The organism is Sphingomonas aliaeris (genome assembly GCF_016743815.1).
GTDB classification, from domain to species: Bacteria; Pseudomonadota; Alphaproteobacteria; order Sphingomonadales; family Sphingomonadaceae; genus Sphingomonas; species Sphingomonas aliaeris.
On the sequence record NZ_CP061035.1, the window covers coordinates 3165174 to 3191017 of the forward strand.

The window sequence follows — 25844 nt, forward strand, 5'->3', positions numbered from 1 at the left end:
AAGGTCGTTACACCCCTGCTTCCGATCGGTTGATCCGCGTCGGATGACCGTTCCGACGTTCAGCAACTTTAAGGAATTTGCATTGAAATCGATCTTCAAGGGTGCCGCAGTCGCGGCGATGATGCTTTCGCTCGCAGCCTGTGGCGGCAAGGGTGACGACAAGTTGGGCGACCAGGCGGAGCAGGCCGCGGACAACCGCGCCGACGCGATGGAAGCGACCGCCGACAACATGACCGGCACCGATCGTGCCGCGATGAAGGCCGATGCCGCCGCGACCCGTGCCGCCGGCGAAGCGCGCGAAGAAGCGATCGACGATGCGGACGTGAACGCAGAAGCGATGTCGAACGCGCAGAAGGCCGCGATCGTCAACGGCCAGTAATTTTATCTCGCCATCGCCCGTGATCCGGGCGATGGCGGATTTCACCACTGCGTCGCCGGGTTTTGGCGTGTAGGCGCATCCGCCAGACCGAACCCTGGGAAAAGACCTGCATGCCTACCGGCCTCGTAGCCCTTCTAGACGATGTCGCCGCGATCGCGCGGCTTGCCGCCGCCTCCGTCGATGACGTTGCCGCTGCTTCGATGAAAGCTTCGTCCAAGGCGATCGGCGTGGTCGTGGACGATGCCGCGGTTACCCCGAAATACGTATCGGGCCTGAGCCCCGCACGCGAACTGCCTATCATTTGGCGGATCGCGAAGGGGTCGCTGCGCAACAAACTGCTGTTCCTGCTGCCCGCGGCCTTGCTGCTGAGCGCGTTCCTGCCTTGGGCGATCACGCCGATCCTGATGTTGGGCGGGCTGTATCTCGCCTTCGAGGGGGCGGAGAAGATCATCGAATCCGTCCTGGGCCACTCGCATGCCGCCGCGCTTCAGGACGAGGCGGCGGAAAGCCCGCAGGCTCTGGAGGACAAGAAGGTCGGCGGCGCGATCCGCACCGACCTGATCCTGTCGGGCGAGATCATGGCGATCGCCTTGTCCGAGGTATCCGATCAGCCGATCACGACGCAGGCCGCGGCACTGATCGCCGTATCCCTGCTGATCACCGGCGGCGTCTACGGCGTCGTTGCTTTGATCGTGAAGATGGACGATATCGGCCTGCATCTCGCCCGTCGGCAGGGCGGCGTTCTGCCGGCATTGGGCCGGGGACTCGTCAAGGGTATGCCGGTCGTCCTGTCGCTGCTGGGCAAGATCGGCACGGTCGCGATGCTGTGGGTCGGCGGCGGTATTCTTGTCCACGGGCTGGAAGAGTTTCATTTAACGACGATCCCGCATGCGGCGGAAGCGGTGGCGCATGCGATTGCCGGGCTGATGCCATTTGCACCGGGCTTCGGCGCGTGGCTCGGCTTTGCGGTAGCGTCCGCGATCGTCGGTCTGGTGATCGGTGGGCTGATCGCGGTGGTCGTTCCGCCGGTCAAGCGACTGTTCGCCAAAAAGGCGTAAGGCGGCGGTGAAACGGCCACATATCCTGATGCCCGCAAAGATGTCGGACGGCGTGATCGAGGCGCTGGACGCCCGGTTCGTGCTGCATCGTTTGTGGGAGCAGGCGGACCGCGAGGCATATCTCGCGCGGGTCGCCCCCGATATCGTCGGGCTGGCCGCGAGTAGTTTGGCCGGGCGGATCGGCCCCGACTGGTTCGCGCGATTGCCGGCGTTGCAGATCGTGGCGAATTTCGGCGTCGGCTATGACAATATCGATGCGATGGCGGCCGCGGATCGCGGGATCGTCGTTACCAATACGCCGGGGGTTCTTGACGACGAGGTCGCCGACCTGACGATCGGGCTGCTGCTAGCGACGTTGCGGCGGATACCGCAGGCCGACCGGTACGTGCGTGATGGCCGCTGGCGGGATGCGCCCTTCCCGCTATCGCCGACGTTGCGAGGACGGCGGGTCGGGATCATCGGACTGGGTGCGATCGGCAAGGCTGTCGCACAACGGCTGGAGGGGTTCGGCGTATCGATCGCCTATCACGGCCGGTCGCGACAGGCGGATGTTGCTTACGAGTATCACGCGACACCGGTTTCGATTGCGGGAGCATGCGACGTGCTGATCGCGGTCGTGCCGGGCGGTGCGGGCACACTGCATCTGGTCGATGCTTCCGTGCTTGCGGCGCTGGGGCCAAACGGGGTGCTGATCAACGTCTCGCGTGGCAGCGTGGTGGATCAGGACGCATTGATTGCGGCGTTGCAGGCGGGGACGATCTGGGGCGCAGGGCTTGACGTCTATGCGACCGAACCCAACGTGCCGGAGGCGTTGTGCGCGCTACCCAATGTCGTGCTGCTGCCACATATCGGATCGGGTTCCGAACACACGCGCCGCGCAATGGGCGAGTTGGTGGTCGATAACCTTGTCAGCTGGTTCGACACCGGCCGCGCGATCACGCCGGTGCCAGAGACGGCGGATCGCGGTTAGGCGACCCGCCGTCCGGTAACGACCAGTATCAGCCGCGCGTGCCCTTGAACGTGTTGAGCAACGCAACCGCTGCGACGCCAAGGAACGCGGCGCTGGTCCACGGCCGGGCCTTCGCGAAGTTCTTCGCCTTGTCGGTGATCGGCGCATCGCCCTGGAAGTGCGCGCGGATATCGTCGGCCAGTGCGGTCTTGCCGTTGGACGTCGTGTTGGTGTCTGCGGTGGTCGTGTCGTTCATCGGAATGGCTCCTTCGGGCGCGGGGATGCGTCGTCGCATGCGGTAACGTTCGAAGTCCGATGCAGTGCCGTCCGCTGCAACGATATTGTCGCTCAGGCGATGCGATTGAGCGACCAGGTATCGCTGCCGGGGAATTGCAACAGCCCGGCGGCGCGCGCATCATCGATCGTGGCGAGCGACGACCGTGCCTTGGCCAAGGATGCACGCGCGCCCGCGAGGCGCTGCTCCGGCGAATGAGGCGCAAGCGTGAGGCGAGGCGAAGGGCCGAGGCCGGTCACGACCTTGCTTGCCTGTTTCGGCCTGGCGGTCGCGATCCCCAACGTCAGCCGCTGGCCTGATCGCGGAGTGGCGACGAAGACGGTGCGCGGCGACGCTCCCGTCTTGCGCTTCGCCTGCAGGATCGGCGCGGCGTGGATATTTATGCGAACGGGGGGACTCTTAGCGGTCGGCAGGCACCCCGCCTGCCCGTTCGTCACGCAGTCGGTCACCGCCATGTTTTCGACATGGCCGCGCGCGACGGCCAGCCGACGCGCCGCTTCGGCACGGTGCAGGCGCATTCGCAGATCGGCGACGATGCGCGCGTCGGCTCCGCCCGTGCGCTGAGCGTCGATGCGTTGCCGCAAAAATGCGATGCGTTCGGCGTGCGACGCGACGACCGCGTCACCGAAAGTGCCGGAACCGCGGTCAGCGACGACATCCGGGAAATCCGACCGCGCCTCCACCTCCAGCATGTCGGCCGCACCCGACCCCGTCGGCGGAGATGCGATCCGACGCCGGACCTCATAGTCGATCGCCGCGCTCAACGACCGTTCCCCGGCTAGCTGCGTCGCGGCCGGAACGTTCACGACGACATAAGCAATCGAAGCCGTATCGGTAACCTCGGCCGATGGGAGCGGAATGCCGATGACATTGGGCTTGGCGACGGCAGGATGCGCCGCGAACGCCAATGGCGTCGCGAGATACATGGCCCCTGATACGATCCGCCCCATGACCCGTTCAGTCCCATTAACCACGATCGAAGTCAAATGGACGAACAAGTCTTGGGAAGCAGCGCCTAAACTTAGATCCTTTTTACAATAAGGCGCACCGACCGGGCCGATTACATGGACGGCAGACCAGGGAGCAGCTTGTCGAGCGTGATCGGGAAATCGCGCACGCGCACGCCGCATGCATTGTAGATCGCATTCGCAACCGCAGGTGCCGCCCCGCAAATACCGAGTTCGCCCAAGCCCTTGGCGTGAATCGGATTGGCGTGCACGTCGCGTTCGTCGATGAAATGCACGTCCAGTTGCGGTACGTCGGCATTCACCGGCACGTGATATTCGGCGAGATCGCGGTTCACCAACTTGCCATTGCGCGTGTCATGGATCAACTCTTCGGTCAGCGCCGCGCCGATCCCGAACGTCATCCCCCCAAGGCATTGCGATCGCGCCGTCTTGGCATTCAGGATACGCCCTGCCGTGAACACGCCCAGCATACGCCGGACGCGGACCTCGCCCGTGACCGCATTGACGCCGACTTCGGCGAAATGCGCGCCGTACGACGCCTGGCTGGTCAATTCTTCCTGCTTGCCGGGCTTGATATGGCCGACCGCTTCCAACCCCTGCCCGACCAGTTCGGCGATCGGCACCGAACGATTGTCGCCGATCGCGGCTCCGTCCTTCAGCGTCAGGGCATCGGCCTCCACGCCCATCGCCGTGGCGATCTTGCCGCGCAACGTCTCGCAGGCAAGATACACCGCCGAACCGGACGAAGCCGCACCCCAGGAACCGCCAGATCCTGCGGCCGGCGGATCCTTCGTATCGCCGAGCGCCATCGTGATGCGATCGACCGGAATGCCGAGCACCTCCGACGCGATCTGCGCCAGGATCGTGTAGCTGCCGGTGCCGATATCCGTCATCGCCGACGATACGGTAGCGGTTCCGTCAGGGTGGATCTCGACCTTGGCGGAGGATTCCATCAGCATGTTGCTGCGGATTGCGGACGCCATGCCGATGCCGACCAGCCATTCGCCCTCGCGCCGCGCGCCCGCCGGTTGCCGCTGGTCCCAGCCGAAGCGGCGGGCACCTTCGTCGAGGCACTGGCTGAGCTGACGCGACGAAAAGGGAACATCCTTTTCCGGGTCCTGCGCTGGATCGTTGATCTTGCGCAGCGCGATCGGATCCATCTCCAGCGCTTCGGCCAGTTCGTCCATCGCGCATTCCAGCCCGATCATCCCGACCGCTTCACCCGGCGCGCGCATCGATCCCGACAGGACGAGGTTCAGCGGCACGTTGTCGTGCGTGATCGACCGGTTCTCGCCCGCGTACAATTTGTGCGTACCGATGCCGACGGGTTCGAAATAATCCTCGCCCGGCTGGTTTGAGCAGAGATTGTCGTGGCCGATCGCGGTCAGCCTTCCATCGCGCGTCGCCGCCAGCCGCATATGCTGTTCGGTATTCGACCGGCGGACGGTCGCCTCGAAGACCTGCTGGCGTGCCATGACGGCCTTTACGGGACGGCCGAGCTTGCGGGCTGCAACAGCGGCGGCGACGCTTTCCGGCGCGATGCCGAGCTTGGACCCGAAGCCGCCGCCGATATAGCGCGACACGATCCGCACCTTGTCCTCGTCCAACCCCAGTGCATCGGCCAGTTGCTGCGCATCCGACGTCGGCATCTGGTACGCGCCGTAGAGGGTGAGCGAGCCGTCTTCTTCCCACACGGCGGTCGAGGCGTGCGGTTCCATCGCCGCCGAATTCTGGCTGGGCGTAGTATAGGTCACGTCGATCTTGACGGGCGCCGCCGCCATCGCGGCGTCGATATCGCCCTGCGTCGAATGTGCTTCCGTTGCGTCCGACGGCGGCTCGACCGCCTCTTCCCGATGCTTGTCGAAATCGAATGCGCCGCCCGACCGTTCATACGCAACATTCAACTGCATCGCGGCGTCGCGTGCGACCTCGTAACTGTCGGCCAGGACGATCGCAACGACCTGTCCGACGAACGTGATCTGCTTCACGCCTTGCGTCGGCGCTTCGGTTTCGCCGCCTTGTGCCGCGACGCGGATGAACGTGTCGAAATCGGTGACGAGGTCGATCACGCCGGGCATGGAGCGCACCGCCGCATCGTCGATCGATACGACCTTCCCGGCACCGATCGTCGCGCCCACAAGGAACCCGTAGACGAGATCGTCGAACTGGTATTCCGCGGCATAGGTGGCCGCGCCGGACACCTTTTTTGGCCCGTCGACGCGGTCGATCGGACGGCTGATGACACCCTGTACGCCGCTGTCGAGCAGGCTGTCCGGATGCGGGGCGTCCATTGTCAGGCTGTTGGTTTCGCCGTTCGGCATGCTCACGCCTCCGTCAGTTCGCGCAGCGTCGCGATCAGCGTCCGGCGTGCGAGGGGAATCTTGAAATCGTTCGAACCGAAGCCCTTGGCATCGGCAAGCAAAGCATCGGCTGCTGCCTCGAATGTCGCCATCGACGGGGGCTGCCCGATCAAAGCGGCCTCCACCGCATCGTCGCGCCACGGCAGGTGCGCCAGTCCGCCGAATGCAAGCGCGGCGGACGTGATCGTACCATTCTCCACGCTGACGATGCCCGCGACCGACACCAGAGCGAAGGCGTAGGATGCGCGGTCGCGCACCTTTCGATACGTCTGCTGGCCGACCGGCGGGGTCGGCAATTCGACATGCGTGATCAATTCGCCCGGTTCGAGGACGTTCTCGATATGCGGCGTGTCGCCGGGCAAGCGATAGAATTCGTGGATCGCGATCCGCCGGCGGTCGCCATCCGGCCGCAGCGTCACGATCGTCGCATCCAGTGCGCGCATCGCGACCGCCATGTCGCTTGGATGCGTGGCGATGCACTGGTCGCTCGTGCCGAGCACCGCGAGGATACGGTTGAACCCGCCTATCGCGTCGCACCCGCTGCCCGGCTCGCGCTTGTTGCAGCGCGCGGCGACGTCATAGAAATAGTAGCAGCGCGTCCGCTGGAGCAGATTGCCGCCGGTGGTCGCCTTGTTGCGCAACTGGCCCGACGCGCCGGCAAGCAGTGAGCGGCTCAAGACCGGATATTTTGCGATGACGCGGTGGTCGGCGGCGAGATCGCTGTTCGGCACCAGGGCACCGATCGTCAGTCCGCCGTCGTCGCGTTCCTCGATCGCCGCCAGGTCGAGCCGGCTGATATCGACGAGCTTGTCCGGGGTCTCGACCTGCAGCTTCATCAGGTCGAGCAGGTTGGTGCCGCCGGCGATGAACTTCGTCGCGGTGCCCGCGCTGTCCTGAACGGCGGCCTGCGGCGTGTCCGCCTTGGCATAGACGAAGGTCTTCATGCCGCGACCTCCCGGGTCATCATATCGTCCTTGGCATCGGCGCTTCGGCCTTCGGGCTCGTCCCCCGCCACTTCGCGGATCGCATCGACGATGTTCGGATAGGCGGCACACCGGCACAAATTGCCGCTCATACGCTCCGAAATCTCCGCATCGTCGAACGCGGGATCGGACAGGTCGGCGCTTGCGTGGCTGGGCCAGCCCTTGGCCACTTCGTCGAGCATACCGACCGCCGAACAGATCTGCCCCGGCGTGCAATAACCGCATTGATATCCGTCGTGCCGCACGAACGCCTGTTGCAGCGGATGCAGGTCGCCGACCTTTCCCAACCCCTCGATCGTGACGATCTCGTCATCCTGATGCATCACCGCCAGCGTCAGGCAGGAATTGACCCGCCGACCGTTGATCAGCACCGTGCAGGCCCCGCATTGCCCGTGGTCGCAGCCCTTTTTGGACCCGGTCAGCCCGATATGCTCGCGCAGCAGATCCAGGACGGAGGTTCGGATATCGACATCGGCCTCATGGGACTGGCCGTTGATGGTAAAGTGCATGGCGGATCGGCCCCTTGTGGCAGGAAGACACCAAACCGCGCGACACAGGCCGAAGGTTCCGGACGTTCCAGTTCATTGCCAATGACTTGGATGATCGAGATCAAGCTGCGTGTCGGTCGATGCGCCCGGACGGAGAGCGCCGCCCCGGCTGCGCGATGCCGTCTTGCACTCCGCGGCAATTTCCGCTCCATTTCGCGGGCAATTTGCTACCCTGGGGGTCATCTTGAAATCTTGTTGGTTGATCAGCGCCGCCGCTTGCCTGACATCGCTCGCACCCGTCGCGCACGCCGAACCCAAGCCGGCCTTCGCCGAACCCGCCGTGTCGCCCGACGGGCAGTTGCTGGCGTTCGTATCGGGCGGGGATATCTGGGAAGTTCCGGCCAGCGGCGGTGTCGCACGCGCGTTGGTCAGCGACGTCGCGACCGAAGGACGGCCGCTCTACTCGCCCGATGGGAAGCAACTCGCCTTCACCTCGACGCGTGGCGGCAGCCCGAACATCTATGTCCTCGATCTCGCCAGCGGGGCGGTCACCCGGCTGACCTATGCCGAATCCGGCGAGGAACTGGACGCATGGTCGCCCGATGGGAAGTGGATCTACTTCGCATCCGGGGTCAACGATCTCGGCCGCAGTCCGGACGTGTTCCGCGTTTCGGCATCCGGCGGCACGCCGATGGAGGTCAACCGCGAACGGTATCTGGCGGAATTCCAAGCCGCGCCCTCGCCCGATGGCAATGCGATCGTCGTCAACGCGCGCGGGATCAGCGCGAACCAGTGGTGGCGAAACGGCCATTCGCACATCGACGAAACCGAATTGTGGCTGAAGCCGATCGCCGGCGGGAGCTTCACCAAATTGCTCGCCGACGACCAGAAGCATGCATGGCCGATGTGGAGCGCGGACGGCCGCACGCTGACGTTCATGAGCACGAAGAGCGGGACAGAGAATCTGTGGCGCATGGCAGCCACGCCGGAGGCAGTACCGGAGCAGCTTACGCGCTTCACGGATGGCCGCCTGCTGTTCCCGTCGCAGGGGCCGAACGGCACTATCGTGTTCGAACGCGACATGGGCGTGTGGCGCTACGATCCGGCGACGGGCCAGGCCGCGCCTGTGCCGATCACCTTGCGCGGAACGGCGGCGGTGACGCCGAAGCGGCATGACACGATCAACAATTTTAACCGGATGGCATTGTCGCCGGACGGCCAGAAGATCGCGGTGATCGGGCATGGCGAGCTTTTCGCGGTCGCCGCGAAGGACGGAGGGCCGGCACAGCGGATCAGCAATTCGGTCGCGGCGGAACGCGATGTCAGCTGGTCGCCCGATTCCCGCCGCCTGCTCTACGTCACCGAGCGCGGACTGGATCACCTCATCGCCGAATTCGACGTGGCGAGTGGGCGCGAAACGGTGCTCACCAAAGGCGGCATCGCATCCGTCCCGGTCTATGCGCCCGACGGAAAGTCGTTCGCCTATGTCGTGGGCGATCGCGAACTGCATATCGCGACGCTCCCGCGGCCAAGCGTTGCGCCCAGCGATCGCGTCGTCTTCACCGGGGCGGTCGCGACCAACGAACGCTATGGGCCGCGGCCGACCTGGTCGCCGGACAGCAGGTACGTCGCCTTCCCGGTCACCGATGCGCGCTCGTTCACCAACGTCCATGTGGCGGCAGCGGCGGGCGGCGCGGCGCGCCCGATCAGCTTCCTCGGCAATGGCCAGATGGGCGCGATCGCCTGGTCGCCGGACGGCAAGTACGTCCTGTTCGACACGTCGCAACGGACCGAGGATTCGCGCATCGTGCGGATCGACCTGTTGCCGCACGTGCCCAAATATCGCGAGGACGGCTTCCGCGACCTGTTCAAGCCCGGCAAGCAGCCCGGCACGCCGGACGCTCCGACCAATACGTCCCCCGATGGCCCGGCGCCGCAAAAGCCGTTGCCGGCGGGTGGCAAGCCGGGCGCGAAGGCCCCTGCCCCCGCTGCGCCGAAGATCCCGCCGGTGACGATCGTGTGGGAAGGGTTGCGGGGCCGCGCGACGATCCTGCCGCTGGGCATGAGTGCGGACACACCGGTGATCAGCAGCGACGGCAAGACGTTGGTCTTCCATGCCAGCGAACGCGGCCAGGACAATCTGTACAGCTATGACCTGGACGAACTGGCGACCGATCCGCCGATCGCCAAGCAGATCAGCCAGAGCACCAAGTCGAAGGGTGATTTCGCACTGACGAAAGACGGCAAGGCGCTGTTCTACCTCGAGGGCGGTACGGTGATGACGACTGCGTTGGACACGCCCAAGCCCAAGCCCGTGTCGATTGCGGCCGACATGGACGTGGACTTCGCCGCCGAGAAGACCGTCGTGTTCGATCAGGCGTGGGGCATCCTGAATCGCCAGTTCTACGACGCGAAGTTCAACGGACAGGACTGGCCCGCCTTGCGCGCGAAATACCTGCCTTATGTCGAGGGCGCGCGGACGTCGGACGAATTGCGGCGCATCATCAACCTGATGATCGGTGAATTAAACGCATCGCATTCCGGCATCAACCGTCCGCAGCGCGGCCCCGGATCGCTGCCGAGCGACCGCGTCGGCGATCTTGGCCTGCGTTTCGACCGCGCGACATATGAAGCGGGACGCGGGCTAGTCGTTAGCGAGGTGGTGACTTTGGGTCCGGCATCGATCGAGAAGATCACGCCCGGAGACCGCATCGTCGCGATCAACGGTCGGACGATCGGCCCGCGCGACAATCTGGATGCGCTGCTCGAAAATACCGTCGATCGCCGCGTGACCTTGGGGGTGCAGGGCGCAACCGGGCGGCGCGATGTGGTGGTGCGGCCCGGTTCCGTCTCGGTCGCCGCCGGACTACGCTATCGCCAGTGGGTCGACGATCGCCGCGCCTTGGTCGACCGCCTGTCTGGCGGGCGGCTCGGTTATGTCCATATCGCCGATATGTCGTCGGAATCGCTCAACCAACTGTATCTCGACCTAGATGCGGAGAACCAGTCGCGGCAGGGCGTGGTGGTGGACATCCGCAACAACAATGGCGGCTTCGTCAACGGCTTCGCGCTGGATGTGTTCTCGCGTCGCAACTTCCTGACGATGACGCCGCGCGACCTGTTCCCGGTGCCGAGCCGGCAAGCGCTGGGCCAGCGTGCGCTGGGCGTTCCGACCGTGCTGGTGATCAACGAATCCTCGCTGTCCGATGCGGAGGATTTCACCGAAGGCTATCGCGCGCTGGGGCTGGGCAAGGTGGTCGGCCAGCCGACCGCGGGGTGGATCGTCTTCACCGGCGGCGAACCGCTGATCGACGGATCGACGGTCCGCGTGCCATCGACCCGCATTCGCGACGGTCGGGGGCAGGATATGGAGATGAACCCCCGCCCCGTGGACATCGCGGTCGAACGCCCGCTGGGGGAAACCGACACCGGCAGGGACGCGCAGCTTGCCGCCGCGGTCGGGCAGCTCCTGTCGCAATTGGGGAGCACGCCGCCGAAACCCGAATGACGGGCGTGGCCGGGCCGCGGGAATGTCCCGCCGCCCGGCCGATGATACTGGACGGCGTCTTCAGGCCGGTTCGGAAACCAGCCGGCTCTCGCGCTTCCGGTCCGGGGTGGAGCGTTCCGCAAAATTCCGGCTCGTCCCGTTCACGACGAACTTCCGGGACTGGGCGGCGAGGCTGGCTACTTCGGACACGAGGTTGCGCGCGGCGGCGGACGTTTCCTCGACCATCGCCGCATTCTGCTGCGTCGCCCGGTCCATCGTGCCGATCGCGGCCGAGATTTCGGTGATCGCGGCGGATTGCGCCTGATTGTCGCTTGCCATCCGCTCGACCAGTTGATGCACCTCGCCGACATCGTCGGATATCGCAACGAGGACGCCATCGACCTTGTGCACCGCTTCCACCGCCGTGACGATGTCGTTCTGTGTCATGGTCAGCCGGTCGCGCGCGGCCTTCGCCTCTTCCTCGGCGCGCATCGCCAAAGCGGAGACGAGATCGGCAACGACCGCGAAGCCGCGACCCGCTTCGCCTGCGCGTCCCGCCTCGACCGCGGCATTCATCGCCAGCACGCGCGTCTGGAAGGCGATCTTGTCAAGCCCCTCGATGACTTCGTCGATGCCCTTCGCGCTGCCGGATACGCGCCCCATCGCAAGCACCGCTTCTTCCGCCACCGTCCGTCCGCCGCCAACGATGCCCAGTGCCTGGCTCGTCCGTGCCGCGGTCTGCTGCGCCGCCGCCGCGCTGGTGCGCAGCCGACTGTCCATCTGCGTGACCGATGCAGCGCTCTGTTCCAGGCTGGCCGCATTGCTTTCGGTCCGGCGGGCGAGGTCTTCGGACGCCTGGGCGATCTCGTTCGATCCGGTATGGATCGTCGCCGCGCTGGTTCCGACCGCACCGATCAGGTCGCTCAAACTGGACAACGCCGCGTTGAAGTTACTCTTGATGGAGGCATATTCGCCGGGAAAGTCGATCGTGATGCGCGCAGTCAAATCTCCCGCCGACAGGCTGGCCAGTTGCGCGCTGACGGTATCCACGACGCGTTTTTGCTCGACTTCGGATTTCGCCCGGGCCTGATCGGCCTGCTGCTTGTCGCGCGCGGTTTCCTGAAAGACCAATACGGCGCGCGCCATGTCGCCCAATTCGTCGTTGCGCGTGGTGTCGGGGACCACCAAGCCGTTATCCCCGGCGGCGAGCTGCCCCATCGCACGCGTCAGCCGCGTGATCGGGCTGGCGATCACGCGGCTGAGCGTCACGGCAAGCGCCGTCGCCAAGCCGATCAAAGCAAATCCGCCCATGGCCAGCGCGATCATCGCGGTATGCATCGCAGACGTCTGCATTTCCGAATTCTGCTTCATCGTCTGCGTTTCCTTGTCGCGCAGTTCGCGCAAGGGGAGCGCGACCTTGCTGACCAGCACGCCGGCGCCCGCACCGCGCACCTCCGCCTGTGCCGCATCCCGATCACCGCGGCTGACACGGGCGATTAGACGGTCGCCCCAGTCCCGGCGCCAGGCCTGGGTTGCTTCGGCGGCCTGCGCGACCAATGCGCGCTTTGCAGGATCGTCGAGCAGTTTCTGCAATTCGGCGGAGGTCGCGTCATAATCGTCATGCGCCTCCCGATAGGATTTCAGGTACGTCGGATCCGCCGTGACGAGGAAGCCGCGAAACTGGCTGTTCTGCCGCAGGATCGACGTTTCCAGCGACAGCGCCTTGGCGTAGATCGACTGGCTCAGATCGTTGCCATCGGTCGACGTCCGGATCTGTACCATGTTGGTGTAGAAGACGAACATCATGACCGCCGCAGCCGCACTGAGCGCGACGAAGGACAAGGCTAGTTTACGCGGGATGCTGATAGCTATTGGCACGATGCTATACTCGCTTGATCTGTGGGGAATTCTCGGGGCGGCTACGTCGGGCCATCATGATCCGGACCAGTCGATCCATGCGCCATAGGCATGACATCGGGCCAGATCGCGCGTTTCGCCCCCGGGCCAGCGCGTCATCGTCAGCCGGACGGACGTGCGCGCCGGGTTCCATTCATAGCCGATCCAGACCAGCGGCCGCAGGGCGGTGGCGCGCGCGCCGGCCGCCTCGATCATCTGACGGATCAATGCGCGATCCGGGGCGGTGAGATATTGCAGAACCATCGAATGGAATACGACCCGGCAAATGCCCTCGTCCTGCGGCTCGGCAAGTCGTTCGGCCAGCCAGCTTGCGGCGTCCTGACGATCGACGCGTGGTGGGTGCCGCCGCGCGATGGCGAGGGCTTGTGTCAGCCGATCCGCGCGGGCCGGCTGATCCGCCCAGACATAGGCCAGTAAACGGTCGCGCGTCGCCTCATCGGCGGGATCGAGCGGATCAAGATCGACACCGCGTGCCGCGACGATTCCGATCGGGCCGGGATGGATGGCTGGACCGTTCCACCTTGGCGCCATCTGGACGCTGGATAGCGGATCGCCCAGCATCACGCCGCCGAGATCATATCCATACAGACCAAGATTGAGATTGAGCCCGGCGCTGGACCCGATCTCCAGCAACTCGATCGGTAGAGCATCAATGTCCTGCGCGACGGTCAGCGCCGCCACGATTGCGGCGGCGCGCCCGACTTCGTTTGTCTGCGGCGGACGCTGCATCCAGGATGCGATGGCAGCACTTTCGCGCGACAAGGCGTCGCCGATCGGTCCATCGAAATCTCCGCTGCGCGTCTTATACAGGGTGGCCAGTGCCTGCATGTCACCGCGTCGTGCCAGAGCGTGCAGCGCCCCGTTGAAACGCATTGCGACCGCAGCGCGGGCCGGGTCGCCGGGCCATTCTTCAATCATCCGGAGGAGTTCGGGTGCCTTTCCGAGTTGTCTTTGCGCGGCCTCCAGAATGTCCGCAACGAAATCGGACCCCAATGCCCGTGCGACCGACGCGCCGCGTGCCAGCTCTCCGTCGGCGACATGCAAGGGTTGAAACAGCATAGGTACGGGCGACCAGAAAGAGGATGGCAGGTGGTCCTCTTATAGGCGCAGCCCGTGGGGTTCGGGTGCGAAGCGTACAATTTCAGAGGTGGAACGGTCGCTTCATCCTCCCTCCGTCAAGGTTTCCAGAAAGCAATACTTCAGTCGGTTTCCCGACACCGTTGCGGAAACTTCGCCGCAATCAACGGGTTGAGTGGCAGTGGCGCCGCGCGTGCCGCCCGCCCAGTGAAAGGACCATTCAATGACCGACGATCGGCATACGGACACCCAGCCCCGTCCCAACATATCGACCGAACCCGGCACCAAGGTCGATGCAGAAAACTCGAACACGTCGACACAGCCAAGCCCGAATTTATCGACCGAACATCAGAAACAGGGCGACGCGCGGAGCCCGAGCGACACGCTCGATCGTGGGCAGGACATGACCGAAGGCGGTCAGGATCAGGAAGCCGTCGAAGATCGCCCGAATGTCGGCACGGTGACGCCGGAAGATTATCCGAAGGATTTGCCGGACCATTGATCCGGCAGAACGTCCGGCCCGGCCGTGCCACGGCGCATGGCGGGCCGGCGTTCGCCTATATCACAACGCGCTGATCGCCGCTGAAAGTTCGGCCTCGCGGAACGGTTTGGTCAGGCGCGCAAAGTCCGGCGCTATGCCATCGACATCCGCATACCCCGATACGATCAGAACCTTCAACGCAGGCCAGTTCGCCTTGATGTTCGCGGCGAGTTCGGCGCCCGTGATCTCGGGCATCAGATGGTCCGTCACGACCATTTCGAACTGCTCACCCGCTCTCAACAGAGTCTCGGCGCTCGCCGCGCTCGGCACTTCCACCGCTTCGTACCCGAGATTCTGTAACATGTCGGCGGTCGTCATCCGCACCAGGGGTTCGTCGTCCACGACGAGGACGCGCCCGCTGCGCGGCATATCGGGCGCGGCCGGTATCGACGCCGGCCCGGCCTCGACCGCTGCCGTGCTGATCGGCAGCCACAAATCGACGCGGGTACCCAGGCCCAGGGCGCTGGTGATCGTCATCGTGCCGCCAAGTTGCAGTGCAAGCCCGTGGACCATCGAGAGGCCGAGCCCGGTTCCCTTGCCGATCCCCTTGGTGGAATAGAAGGGCTCGATCGCTCGACGTGCCGTTTCCGCGTCCATCCCGATACCGTTGTCGGCGACCGACAGACGGATCCAGCGCCCCCCGGCAAGCCCGCTGGCGATCGCCGCGTCTTCGTCTTCCAGCCGGGCCGACACGGTCAGCATGCCCCCATCGGGCATCGCGTCGCGCGCATTCACCGCCAGGTTCAGGATCGCCATTTCCAGCTGATTGGCATCGGCCAGGGCGGGGGGCAGTTCCGGCGCGAGGTCCGTGCGGACGGCAAATTGCGCGCCCGATGTGCTTTCGATCAGGTCGACCATGCCGTTGACGAGCGCGGCGACATCGACGGCGCCCGATTGCAGTGGCTGGCGCCGGGCGAAGGCAAGCAGGCGCTGGACGAGGACCTTAGCGCGCTCCGCCGATTGCAGCGCCCCGTCGATCAGCCGGGCCTCGCGCTCCGTATTCGTCGATCGGCGGTTGAGCAGATCGAGGCTGCCGATGATCGGGGTCAGCAGATTGTTGAAATCGTGCGCGACGCCGCCGGTCAACTGGCCCATCGCCTCCATCTTCTGGCTCTGGCGCAGCGCGGACTGGGCGAGTTCGCGTTCGGCGATGGTGTCCTCGACGCGCTGCTCCAGCGTGTCGTTCAGCGCCGTCAGCGCGATCTCCGCGGCCTTGCGTTCGCTGATGTCGCTGGACACGCCCAGCAAGGACAGTGGCGTCCCATCCTCGGCATAGGTCGGACGTCCGGTGATATGGACCCAGCCGACACTGCCGTCGGTGCGGATGCAGCGATATTCGATGTCGTACAGGCCGCGCATCTCCACCGTGGCGGTGACGGTGTTCCACATCCGTGGCCGGTCGTCCGGGTGGACGCTTTCGACCAGTTGGTCGTAGGTGAAGGGTTCGTCCGGCGATCGTCCGAAATTGACCTTGCACTGGTCGGACGGGAGGAAAGTCAGGCTCGGTATGTCGAGTTCCCAATCCCCCTGCCCCGCGGCCTCCATCGCGAAACGCAGTTTCTCCTCGCCCTCGCCGATCGCGCGCTCGTTCTGCAACCGCGACCGCACGACCGCGACATAGCGCGCGATCGTCGCGAAGAAATCGAGCGCCTCGTCATCGAACGATGTCCGGTCGCGCGACAGGAACGACATCACCCCGTGCAGCGTATCGCCCGCGACGATCGGGAAGGCAGCGAACGCGCGATACCCGCTGGCCCGGCCGATCTCGTACCGCTGCGCCGTCGTCTCCTGCAGGTTATCGATCACCAGCGGCTGGCGCGTTTGCGCGACGATGCCCGAAATCGGTACGTCGAGGCCGATATTGACGAGCATGTCGCGCATGTCCTGGCTCGATTCGATCGAGAAGGTCAGCGTCAGATGCTCGCGGTCCGGGGTCAGCGCGTAGCTGTAGCATTCGTCGAAGCCGAGCAATTGGCGGCTTTGTTCGAGCAGCGGGCGCAGCACCGCGTCGGGATCGCGCGCATCCAGCAACGCGGCAGAAATGCGCGACATCAGCGCCAGCCGCTCCTCGCGGCACCGCTCGTCGGTGCGGTCCCGAAGAACTTTGAGATACCCGACCAGATCGCCGTCCTGCGTCTTCAGCGGCATGATCGCACCGGACGCCCACAAGCGCGTACCGTCCTTGCGCAGCCGCCAGCGTTCGTCGCCGCCCCGCCCGGTTTCGCGTGCGGCCTTCATCTCCTTCTCGATGCAGCCGCTGGCGCGATCCTCGGCCGTGAACATGCGGTCGGCCGACTGACCGAGCATCTCCTTCTCGCTCCAACCGAAAATATATTCGGCGCCGGTATTCCACTCGATGACGTTACCGGTCAGATCCGTCGCGATGATCGCATAGTCGGTGGCACTTTCGACCATCGCACGCTGACGCGCTTCGCTCTCTTCCCGGTGACGCAGCGTCAGACGCAGCTTCAACTGGCCCATACCTGATTGGCGAGCACTTTCAGCGCCTGTTGCTGAAGCTCCGTCAGAGTGCGCGGTTCGGTATCCAAAACGCACAATGTTCCGATCGGCAGGCCGTCATCGGTCTTGAGCAGCGCGCCGGCATAGAAGCGCAAATGCGGGTCACCCGTGACCAGCGGATTGCAGCCGAACCGCGGATCGAGCCGCGCATCGGGAACGAGCAGGAAGTCGTCCTCAAGGATCGCCTTGGCGCAGAAAGACGTTTCGAGCGGCGTTTCGCGCACGTCCAGTCCGACTTCCGCCTTGAAGAACTGCCTGTCGGCGTCGATCAGATTGACGACCGCAATCGAAGTGCCGCACAGCCGGGCCGCGAGGTTGGCGACTTCGTCGAACGCGGCTTCGCGCGGCGTATCGAGGATGTCGTAGTCGTGAAGCGCGGCGACGCGTCGAGCTTCACGGACATCCATGCTGATTTCGATGTTCACGCGAAAACGCCCGTATAAGAATGCCCCGCCGCCGGTCGCGACAAACTTATCTTAGGCTATTTCCGACCAATTCGCGAGCTTCTCGATTCGCGGCACACACTTCTGCCCTGGATCGAGCCTGATTCCTTCGTAGCATTCAAGATTATCAAATTGATTTCGCTCCACTTAGCGCGAGCCCCTTGATTGCCGCCGCTCACAGTGCCACCGCGCCGCTGTCCCGGTGCCAACATCTCAGACCCTCGTCGGTGCCGGGGCACCCTCGCCATCGCCGATTCGACCGATATGGCTTTGCCATGGCGCCGCCATCCTCTAGGCAACGGCTTTGGGAGAAGTGACATGCGGCGTACCATCATATCCTCCGTCGCGCTCTGCGCCATCGGCGCAATCGCCGCGCCCGCTAACGCACAGGACGCAGGATCCGATATCCGCTGCATCCTGGTATCGAACGTATTCGCCCGGATCGAAACCGATGCGACGCGAAAGCAACTGGCCCAGGCATCAGCCATGTACTTTACCGGACGCGTGACGGCGCGGCTTTCGGCGCCGCAGATCAAGGCGCAGATCCTCGCGCAATCCAAATCGGTCGACAAGAATAACGGCGGCCCGATCATGACGGCGTGCGCCAAGAGATTTCAGCAGGATCAGCGCATGATGCAGGGCATCGGGCAGGAATTGCAGAAGTCCAACCCGATACCGCCCGCGAAGAAATAAGGCGCCGGACACAGTCGCCGTACGTCGGAAAAAGTGAGCGTCCCCGTTACCAGGGCTCGCCCGAGGGCCTGATCTCGGTTTCGAAGGTCCAGGCGTCGCTGGTCTGCTGATGCAGCGCCCAATAGGCGTTTGCGACGGACGCGGGTTGCAGCAGCTCGCGATCCTGCGGCGCACCCGCGGCCCGCATCCGTTCGCGTACCCAGGCGGTATCGACGCCGGCATCGATGATCAGGTGCGCGACGTGGATCCCCTGCGGTCCCAATTCGCGCGCCGCCGCCTGCGCGACCGCCCGGATACCGAATTTCGCGCTGGCGAACGCGGCATAGCCGGTTCCGCCGCGCAGGCCAGCGGTCGCTCCGGTAAAGAACAGCGACCCCCGTCCGCGCGGCAGCATCACCCGCGCGCCTTCCCGCCCGGTCAGGAAACCGGCGAAGCAGGCCAGCTCCCAGACCTTGCGGAACACGCGCGCGGTCGTTTCCAGCAGCGGGAAGTTCACGTTCGCGCCGATGTTGAACACGACGACCTCGACCGGCGCCGCTGCCTCTGCCTCGTTGATAAAGGCGATGACTTGTTCCTCCTCACGCGCGTCGAGCGTGCGCGCCTCGGCCCGGCCACCGGCCGCCTCGATCTCGGCCTTCAACGGCAACAACTTGTCGCCGTCGCGGCGCCCCATGAAGACGATATAGCCTTCGCTAGCGAACTTCCGCGCGATCGCGCCGCCAATATAATCCCCGGCCCCGACGACCACGACGCTGGCATTGCGCGGCGCCTTGGCGATTGGCGTATCATCACTCATGTCGGGTCTCCCAGGGTGGACAGGTCAGGCGGCGGCGGTCAGCGCGATGTAGCGGCTGAGATGGTGGTCCGCGTCGCCAAGGTCGTGATCAATCATGATCGCGCGCTTCGCATAGTGCGACAGTTCCAGTTCAGCGGTCATGCCGATGCCGCCGTGCAACTGGATCGATTCCTCCGCGACCCGCGTCGCATTGGTGCCGATTGAATATTTCGCCGCGGCCAGAGCCGTGTCGCGCGCGAGGGTATCGCCGTCAAAAGCGGCGGCAGCGTTGATGACGGCGGAGCGCGACTGCTCGATCTCGATCAGCACTTCGGCCATGCGATGCTGCAGCGCCTGGTTGCGGCCGATCGGCGCACCGAACTGAACGCGGGTGCGCAGATATTCGAGCGTCGTATCCTTCAGCCACGTCATGATGCCGACGCTTTCCGCGCAGACCGCGAGCGTGCCGAGCGCGACGGCGCGGGCGGCTTCCTGCTCCCCGCCGATCCGCGCATCGCCGGGCGCCGCCACGTCGATCAGGCGTATATCGGCGGCGCGTTGACCGTCGTTGGTCGCATAGCCGCGGATCTCGACCCCTTCGGTCTTGGCGGGAACGACGAACAGACCGAAGGTGCCGTCTTCCGTCCGGGCCGAAACCACCAGCAGATCGGCCGCCTCGCCGAAGGACACGACCGCCTTGGCCCCGTTCAACCGCCAGCCATCGCCATCGGTCGTCGCGCGGGTCTGCACGTCGGTCCAGTCGTAGCGCGATTGCGGTTCGTACAAAGCGATCGTCGGGATCGTTTCGCCGGCGATGACGGCTTCGAGCACGTTGGTCGGAAGCACGCTGCCGGCCATCAACGTCGCCAGAACAGGTTCCCCGACCAAAGCGTTGCCGAGCGTCTCGAACACCGCGACGACATCGAACGGGGATCCGCCGAAGCCGCCCCGCGCTTCGTCGAACAGCGCGCCGATCGCACCGATCTCCGCCAATTGACCCCAGGTTTCCCGGTCGTGACCGGGGGTTTCCTTCGCCGCGGCACGGCGGCGTGCGATGCTGTAGCGCTCGCGAAGCGAACGCGAGAGAACGTCGACCAGCGCCTGCCGGTCTTCACCAAGTGTGAAATCCATGAGTGTGCAGTCCTTACAGGTCGAGAATGGCTTTGGTGATGATGTTCTTCTGGATCTCGTTGGATCCGCCGAAGATCGTCAGCTTGCGAAGGTTGAGGTAGGTCGGCGTGATCGGCGCGGCATAGTCCGGCCCCACGGGTTCCTCATTATGTCCGTCCTCGAGCGCTTCGGGCAGGAACGGCTGCGCATAGGGCCCGATCGCGCGGCGGGTGAGCGAGCTGATCTCCTGCCGGATCTCGGTACCGCGGATCTTGAGCATCGAGCTTTCCGCCCCCGGTGCGCCGCCCGCCGCCGCCGCCGCGACGACGCGCATCGTCGTCGTCTGGAGATTGGCGAGCGCGATCTCCACCCGCGCGAGCCGCGCCGCGAACAGGGGATCGCGCGCCAGCGGCACGCCGTTCGCCTTCTCCTTCTGCGCGATCTGCTTCAGCCAGCCGAGCGCCGCACGCGACTGGCCCAGCCCCGCCATCGACGTCCGTTCGTAGGTCAGCAGATACTTGGCGTAGGTCCAGCCGCGGCCTTCCTCGCCCAACAGATTTTCGGCCGGGACGCGCACGTCGGTGAAGAAGATCTCGTTCACCTCATGATCGCCGTCCAGCGTGATGATCGGCCGGACCTCGACGCCCGGCGCCGTCATATCGACGAGCAGGAAGGAGATTCCCTGTTGCCGCGACCCGCTATTGTCGGTGCGGACGAGGCAGAAGATCATGTTGGCGTGCTGGCCCATCGTGGTCCAGGTCTTCTGGCCGTTGACGATGTAATGATCGCCGTCGCGCACCGCGACCGTACGGACGCTGGCGAGATCCGAACCCGCGCCGGGTTCCGAATAGCCCTGGCACCACCAGTCGTCGCCGCGCAGCATGCGGGGCAGCCAGTGCGCCTTTTGCTCTTCGCTACCATATTTGATCAGCACCGGGGCCAGCATGTTGAGTCCGAACGGAATGACCGGCGGCGTGTGCGCCAGCGCGGATTCCTGTTCGTAGATGAATTTCTGCGTCACCGACCAGCCGGCGCCGCCATATTCCGCCGGCCAATGCGGCGCGAGCCAGCCCTTGCGCGACAGGATCGATTGCCATTCCTGGATGTCGGCCTTGCTGAGATTTCGACCGCCGCGAACCTTGTCGGACAGGCGGGCGGGCAGTTCTTCGGCGAGGAAGGTGCGCACTTCGGCGCGGAACGCTTCCTCTTCGGGGGTATAGGCGAGGTCCATAACTCTCCTTGCGCCGCGCCTGCGCGCGGTCGTTTGCTGACACCGGATGCCTGCGCCAGGCAGGGGGCGGGATGCAAGCGATAGCATCGCCCCGCAGAACCAGTATCTGATCTTGGTGCTAATTCTGCACTCACCTTATTCGATCCCCAAGGGCGAAATCGCATGTTTCGGCAAACACGGCATCAGCGAGTTCTGAAATAGATCTTGCTGCTTCCTGCATGGTCGGTATCATCCCACGAAAATGAACGCAGGATAGTCAGTGACGAAGCTGGCCGCGCTGGTCTGATCGAAGACCTCTACGCCGCCGAACCTTCCGACGAAATTATCCCCGTATTCCCCTGTGGAGAGATGTGATGTCCGCAACGATCGACTTCTATTTCGATTTCGGAAGCCCGAACGCCTATCTCTGCCTGCGCGCGCTGCCGGGGATCGAGGCGCGCATCGGCAAGGTCTTCACGATCAAGCCGGTACTGCTGGGCGGCGTGTTCAAGGCGACGAACAACCGTTCCCCGGTCGAGGCGTTCGCCGGCATCCCCGCCAAGCTCGCTTATGACCGGATGGAGATCGAACGGTTCTGCAAGCGCCACGGCATCACCGCATTCAAGTTCAACCCGTTCTTCCCGATTAACACGCTGATCCTGATGCGCGGCGCGCACGCGGCGGCGAAGCTGGGCGTGCTCGACCGCTATATCGAGGCGGTGGCAAGCGCGATGTGGGAGCGGGAGTTGAACGCCGGCGACCCGCAGGTTCTCGCGACGATACTGACCGAGGCCGGGTTGCCGACCGAGGACCTGTTCCGCGAGGCGCAGACGCCCGAGGTCAAGCAGGCGCTGATCGATGCGACGCAGGAGCTGATCGATCGCGGCGGGTTCGGTATTCCCACTTTCTTCGTCGGGGACGAGATGTTCTTCGGCAAGGACCGGTTGCGCGAGGTTGAGAACGAGTTCGTCCGCGAGCGCGCTTGATGTGCGGGGCGCCCGGTTCTATTTCGACACGCTGACGACCGGGCAGGAGCGGAACGATGCAGTGGAGCGAGTTGGGCGATCAGCCCTGTTCCTTTTCGCGGACGATGTCGGTGATCGGCGACCGTTGGTCGCTGATGATCCTGCGCGATTGCTTCATGAAAGTGCGCCGGTTCGACGACTTCCACGATCGTCTCGGCATCGGTCGCCCGATTCTGACCGATCGGCTGAAGAAACTGGTGGATCATTTCGTGCTGACGAAAGTGGCGTATCAGCAGAATCCGGTACGATACGAATATCGCCTGACGCAGAAGGGCCTCGATCTGTATCCTGTCATCATGTCGATCGTGCATTGGGGCGATGTGCACATGGCCGATCGCAAGGGTCGCCCGGTACTGCATCGGCACACTGATTGTGGCCATCAGTTCGATCCGGTGCTGACCTGTTCGGAATGCGCGGGCGAAGTCCTGCCGCGCTCGGTGGCGATCCTGCCCGGTCCCGGTGCGCGCGACCCGATCCATCTGCCGCCGGTGCCCGTCAACAAAGCGCCAAGGACGCGCGCCAAACCAGGGGCTTGACCGTAGCCTCGCCAACCGCTTGCTATGCCGGATGATCCCCAGTTCAGGAAAATCGGCAATGTCATCCCTTCTCGGACGCCTGGGCGTCGCGGCGCTTCTCGCCGGCACGATCCTGGCGCCCGCCGCCGCGCAGAAGCGCGTGAAACCCGCACCCGCCGCGCCGGCCGCAATCGTCGTCCCGCCGATCGCCTTCACCGAACGTACGCTGGCCAACGGGCTGAAGGTTATCGCGATCCGCGACACGACGACGCCGAACGTCACGACGCAGGTATGGTACGATGTCGGATCCAAGCACGATCCGGAGGGCCGGTCGGGCTTCGCGCATCTGTTCGAGCATATATTGTCGCGCAAGACGGTGAACATGCCGTACAATGCGATCAACCAGTTGACCGAGGATGTCGGCGGTCAGCGCAACGCATCGACCTGGTTCGATCGCACCAACTATTACGAGATCGTCCCCGCGCAATATCTCGAGACGATGTTGTGGACTCACGCCGAGCGGATGGCGCGCCCTGTGGTGGACCAGCAGGTGTTCGAAACCGAACGCAACGTCGTGAAGGAGGAGCTACGCCAGCGCGTGCTCGCCCCGCCATATGGGCGGATGCGGCTGGTGCTGGACGAGAACAGCTACGACACGCTGCCGATGCGGCGGCCGGGCATTGGCAGCCTGGACCAGCTGAACGCCGCGACGCTGGAGGATGCCCGCGCCTTCCACGAGGCATTCTACGGCCCCGACACCGCAACACTGATCGTGTCCGGCAATTTCGATCCGAAGCGGCTCGACACGCTGATCGACAAATATTTCGGATCGATCGCCCGGCGGCCCAACCCTATCCCGCTCGCGGTCAAGGCGACGGAAAAGGCGCGGACGCAGGCGCGGACCGTGACTGCCTATGCCCCCAACGTGCCGCTGCCGATGATCGTATCGACATGGCGCATTCCGGGATCGAGCAGCGCCGATCTTGCCGCGCTGGAAGTGCTGGACGGTGTGCTGGCGGGTGGCGAGAATTCGCGCCTGTACCGCGCGCTGGTGCGCGACAAGCAGATCGCGTCCAGCGCGGGCGTCCAGTTGCAGGACGTCGAGAATGGCGGCTTCTTCGCGCCCAGCGTTACGCTGGCGAGCGGACGGACCGTTGCCGAGGCGGAGCCCGCGCTCGCGGCAGAGATCGCGCGGGTGCGCGACGAGCCGGTGACCGCCGCCGAACTGGCCGAGGCGAAGAACGAAATCCTCGCGAACGCATTGCAGGAGCGGGAGACATTCGACGGCCGCGCCTTCGCAATTGGTGAGGCGCTGGTCCGCACTGGCGATCCGCTGGCGCTCGACCGGCGGCTGGCGCTGGTCGGCAAGGTCACGGTTGCCGACGTGCAGCGTGTCGCGCGCACCTATCTGATGCCCGAGAAGCGCGTCGATATCCGGTATCTGGATGAGGGTCAGCGTCCGGCGGGCGCGAAGGATGCGTGGGCGAACCCCGTGCCGATGCCGGTCTGGGCGTCCGTGCCGCCTGCGACCCAGCCACCGCTTGCGCTCGCAGCCGAAGGCCAGCGCCAGGCCCCGCCAGCACCGGGCACGGCAGTACCGGTGATCGCGCCGACGATCGTCGAGAGCACATTGTCGAACGGCATGGCGTTCGTCGCCGCGCGCACCGGGCAGGTTCCGGTGGCAACGCTGGCACTGGTCATCAAGGGCGGCGCATCGACCGATCCGCGCGGCCGCGCCGGACTTGCCTCGATGGTCGCCGATATCGCGACGCAAGGGACCAAGTCGCGCAGCGCCGAACAGATTGCGGCGGAGATCGAGGCATTGGGCGCACAGATCGATACGCAGGCGGGTCCGGACGGGACGATCCTGACGATCACCGGCCCGGTTACCACACTGGCAAAGGCCGGCGCGGTGCTCGCCGATATCGTACAGAATCCCGCATTCGCCCCGGCCGAGGTGGAGCGTCGCCGCCGCCAGACGCTGGATCGCCTATCCGTTACGCTAAAGAACCCCGGTGCCCTGGCCAGCATCGCGCTCCAGCCGGTCAGCTATGGCGCAGCGCCGTACGGCATGGTGCCGACACCGGTCAGCGTCGCCGCGATTACCCCTGCCGATATCGCTGCGGCCCATGCGCGCTGGTGGCGGCCCGAACTTGCGACGTTGGTCGTGACCGGCGGGATCGATCCGGCAGAAGCACGGCGCATCGGCGAGCAACTGTTCGCCGCCTGGCGTCCGGCAGGCACCGCGCCGGTCCTGCCAGGCGCACAGGCCGGTACGCCCTCCAAGCCGCGGCTAGTGGTGATCGACATGCCCGGCGCCGGGCAAGCCGCGGTCGCCGCCGCGGTGCGTAGTATCGATCGCGCCGATCCACGCTGGTTCGACCTTCAGGTCGCCAATGCGGCGCTGGGTGCCGGGTCGAACGGACGCCTTTTCCAGGAAATCCGCGTCAAGCGCGCCTTGTCATACGGCGCCTACAGCAACGTGGCGGCGCGCGCCGATGCCGGCTTGCTGACCGCGACCACGCAGACGAAGAACGAAAGCGCCCCCGAGGTCGTCCAGATCTTCCTTACCGAGTTCGACCGGCTGGGCCGTGAACCGCTCGCGGCGGATGCGGTGGCCAAGCGCAAGGTGTTCCTGTCCGGCGGATTGACACGGCAGGCGGCGACCAGTCGCGGATTCGGCGTGACGATCGCGTCGCTGATCCTGCAAGGCGTCCCCGCCGCCAAGGCGGCGCAACTGCCCGCGGAGATCGATGCGGTCACGCCTGCAGGCGCAAGTGCGGTCGCCAGGGAAAACGTATCGGGCGCGGGCGCGAGCATCGTCGTGGTGGGAGATTCCAAGCTGTTCATCGACCGGCTGCGCGCGATCCGTCCGGATGTGGAGTTGATCCGTGCGGATGCGCTGAACCTGGACGATCTGTCGTTGGTGGTGGCCGCGAAGTAGAGTTCCCGCTTACCTCTCGCACCCCGAAACAAGCCCGAGGTGCGAGGGCAAGGGTAATTCCCTCCCCGCACAGACCGCACTGTGACAAAAACCACACATTTTGCTGC

The 25844-nt window shown here is 65.0% G+C and carries 21 protein-coding genes; 9 read left to right on the top strand and 12 right to left on the bottom strand.

Annotated elements, in window-relative coordinates; all coding sequences use genetic code 11:
• Positions 1-43 precede the first annotated feature (43 nt).
• The 3 genes from H5J25_RS14980 (at position 44) to H5J25_RS14990 (ending at position 2407) form a co-directional block, all read left to right on the top strand.
• Complete coding sequence (locus H5J25_RS14980) at positions 44-379, top strand: hypothetical protein (protein WP_225883157.1); 336 nt, start codon at positions 44-46, stop codon at positions 377-379.
• Positions 380-489: 110 nt separating this feature from the next.
• Positions 490-1437 carry a DUF808 domain-containing protein gene (locus tag H5J25_RS14985; RefSeq protein ID WP_202092328.1) on the top strand — a complete coding sequence of 316 codons (948 nt, stop codon included), beginning with the start codon at positions 490-492 and terminating at the stop codon, positions 1435-1437.
• 7 nt (positions 1438-1444) lie between these two features.
• Entirely contained in the window at positions 1445-2407 is a 963-nt protein-coding gene (locus tag H5J25_RS14990; protein ID WP_225883158.1) for a 2-hydroxyacid dehydrogenase, read from the top strand.
• 28 nt (positions 2408-2435) lie between these two features.
• On the opposite strand, the gene H5J25_RS14995 is transcribed toward H5J25_RS14990, so the two are convergent.
• The 5 genes from H5J25_RS14995 to H5J25_RS15015 form a co-directional block, all read right to left on the bottom strand.
• Positions 2436-2642 carry a hypothetical protein gene (locus tag H5J25_RS14995; protein WP_202092331.1) on the bottom strand — a complete coding sequence of 69 codons (207 nt, stop codon included), beginning with the start codon at positions 2640-2642 and terminating at the stop codon, positions 2436-2438.
• A 92-nt stretch (positions 2643-2734) separates the two neighbouring features.
• On the bottom strand, positions 2735-3607 hold the full coding sequence (locus H5J25_RS15000; RefSeq protein WP_202092333.1) for a hypothetical protein: 873 nt from the start codon (positions 3605-3607) through the stop codon (positions 2735-2737).
• A 134-nt stretch (positions 3608-3741) separates the two neighbouring features.
• A complete protein-coding gene (locus H5J25_RS15005; protein WP_225883159.1) occupies positions 3742-5970 on the bottom strand; it encodes a xanthine dehydrogenase family protein molybdopterin-binding subunit in 2229 nt (742 codons plus the stop codon).
• Positions 5971-5972: 2 nt separating this feature from the next.
• Positions 5973-6953, bottom strand: a complete 981-nt coding sequence (locus H5J25_RS15010) for an FAD binding domain-containing protein (protein ID WP_202092335.1) — start codon at positions 6951-6953, stop codon at positions 5973-5975.
• Entirely contained in the window at positions 6950-7501 is a 552-nt protein-coding gene (locus tag H5J25_RS15015; protein ID WP_202092337.1) for a 2Fe-2S iron-sulfur cluster-binding protein, read from the bottom strand. The genes H5J25_RS15010 and H5J25_RS15015 overlap by 4 nt, the downstream gene beginning before the upstream one ends.
• Before the next feature lie 238 nt (positions 7502-7739).
• On the opposite strand from H5J25_RS15015, the gene H5J25_RS15020 reads away from it, so the two are divergent.
• Positions 7740-10988, top strand: coding sequence for a S41 family peptidase (locus tag H5J25_RS15020; RefSeq protein WP_225883160.1), 3249 nt, complete (start codon positions 7740-7742; stop codon positions 10986-10988).
• A gap of 60 nt (positions 10989-11048) precedes the next feature.
• Here H5J25_RS15020 and H5J25_RS15025 read toward each other — a convergent pair whose 3' ends face one another.
• Both H5J25_RS15025 and H5J25_RS15030 read right to left on the bottom strand, forming a co-directional pair.
• Positions 11049-12845: a methyl-accepting chemotaxis protein gene (locus tag H5J25_RS15025; RefSeq protein WP_202092339.1), complete on the bottom strand. Its 1797-nt coding sequence runs from the start codon at positions 12843-12845 to the stop codon at positions 11049-11051.
• 54 nt (positions 12846-12899) lie between these two features.
• Complete coding sequence (locus H5J25_RS15030; RefSeq protein WP_202092341.1) at positions 12900-13943, bottom strand: DUF2332 domain-containing protein; 1044 nt, start codon at positions 13941-13943, stop codon at positions 12900-12902.
• Between the two features lie 241 nt (positions 13944-14184).
• On the opposite strand from H5J25_RS15030, the gene H5J25_RS15035 reads away from it, so the two are divergent.
• Positions 14185-14463, top strand: a complete 279-nt coding sequence (locus H5J25_RS15035) for a hypothetical protein (RefSeq protein WP_202096496.1) — start codon at positions 14185-14187, stop codon at positions 14461-14463.
• Positions 14464-14523: 60 nt separating this feature from the next.
• Here the strand turns inward: H5J25_RS15035 and H5J25_RS15040 are convergent, their stop codons facing one another.
• Positions 14524-16983, bottom strand: coding sequence for a PAS domain S-box protein (locus H5J25_RS15040; RefSeq protein ID WP_202092343.1), 2460 nt, complete (start codon positions 16981-16983; stop codon positions 14524-14526).
• Entirely contained in the window at positions 16971-17447 is a 477-nt protein-coding gene (locus tag H5J25_RS15045; RefSeq protein ID WP_225883161.1) for a GAF domain-containing protein, read from the bottom strand. Before H5J25_RS15045 ends, H5J25_RS15040 begins: the two co-directional genes overlap by 13 nt.
• A gap of 336 nt (positions 17448-17783) precedes the next feature.
• Here H5J25_RS15045 and H5J25_RS15050 point away from each other — a divergent pair, with 336 nt between their 5' ends.
• Positions 17784-18158 (top strand): hypothetical protein, encoded by a 375-nt coding sequence (locus tag H5J25_RS15050; RefSeq protein WP_202092345.1) that lies wholly within the window; start codon positions 17784-17786, stop codon positions 18156-18158.
• A gap of 46 nt (positions 18159-18204) precedes the next feature.
• Here the strand turns inward: H5J25_RS15050 and H5J25_RS15055 are convergent, their stop codons facing one another.
• From H5J25_RS15055 to H5J25_RS15065, 3 genes are read right to left on the bottom strand one after another with little or no spacing between them, the layout of a single operon-like run.
• Positions 18205-18954 carry an SDR family NAD(P)-dependent oxidoreductase gene (locus H5J25_RS15055; protein WP_202092355.1) on the bottom strand — a complete coding sequence of 250 codons (750 nt, stop codon included), beginning with the start codon at positions 18952-18954 and terminating at the stop codon, positions 18205-18207.
• A 24-nt stretch (positions 18955-18978) separates the two neighbouring features.
• Positions 18979-20064: an acyl-CoA dehydrogenase family protein gene (locus H5J25_RS15060; protein ID WP_202092364.1), complete on the bottom strand. Its 1086-nt coding sequence runs from the start codon at positions 20062-20064 to the stop codon at positions 18979-18981.
• Positions 20065-20077: 13 nt separating this feature from the next.
• Positions 20078-21274, bottom strand: a complete 1197-nt coding sequence (locus tag H5J25_RS15065; protein WP_202092378.1) for an acyl-CoA dehydrogenase family protein — start codon at positions 21272-21274, stop codon at positions 20078-20080.
• 353 nt (positions 21275-21627) lie between these two features.
• Between H5J25_RS15065 and H5J25_RS15070 the strand changes: the two genes are divergently transcribed.
• From H5J25_RS15070 to H5J25_RS15080, 3 genes are read left to right on the top strand one after another with little or no spacing between them, the layout of a single operon-like run.
• Complete coding sequence (locus H5J25_RS15070) at positions 21628-22239, top strand: 2-hydroxychromene-2-carboxylate isomerase (RefSeq protein WP_202092380.1); 612 nt, start codon at positions 21628-21630, stop codon at positions 22237-22239.
• 56 nt (positions 22240-22295) lie between these two features.
• Entirely contained in the window at positions 22296-22814 is a 519-nt protein-coding gene (locus tag H5J25_RS15075; protein WP_202092382.1) for a winged helix-turn-helix transcriptional regulator, read from the top strand.
• A 58-nt stretch (positions 22815-22872) separates the two neighbouring features.
• Positions 22873-25737: a M16 family metallopeptidase gene (locus tag H5J25_RS15080; protein ID WP_202092384.1), complete on the top strand. Its 2865-nt coding sequence runs from the start codon at positions 22873-22875 to the stop codon at positions 25735-25737.
• Positions 25738-25844: the final 107 nt, after the last annotated feature.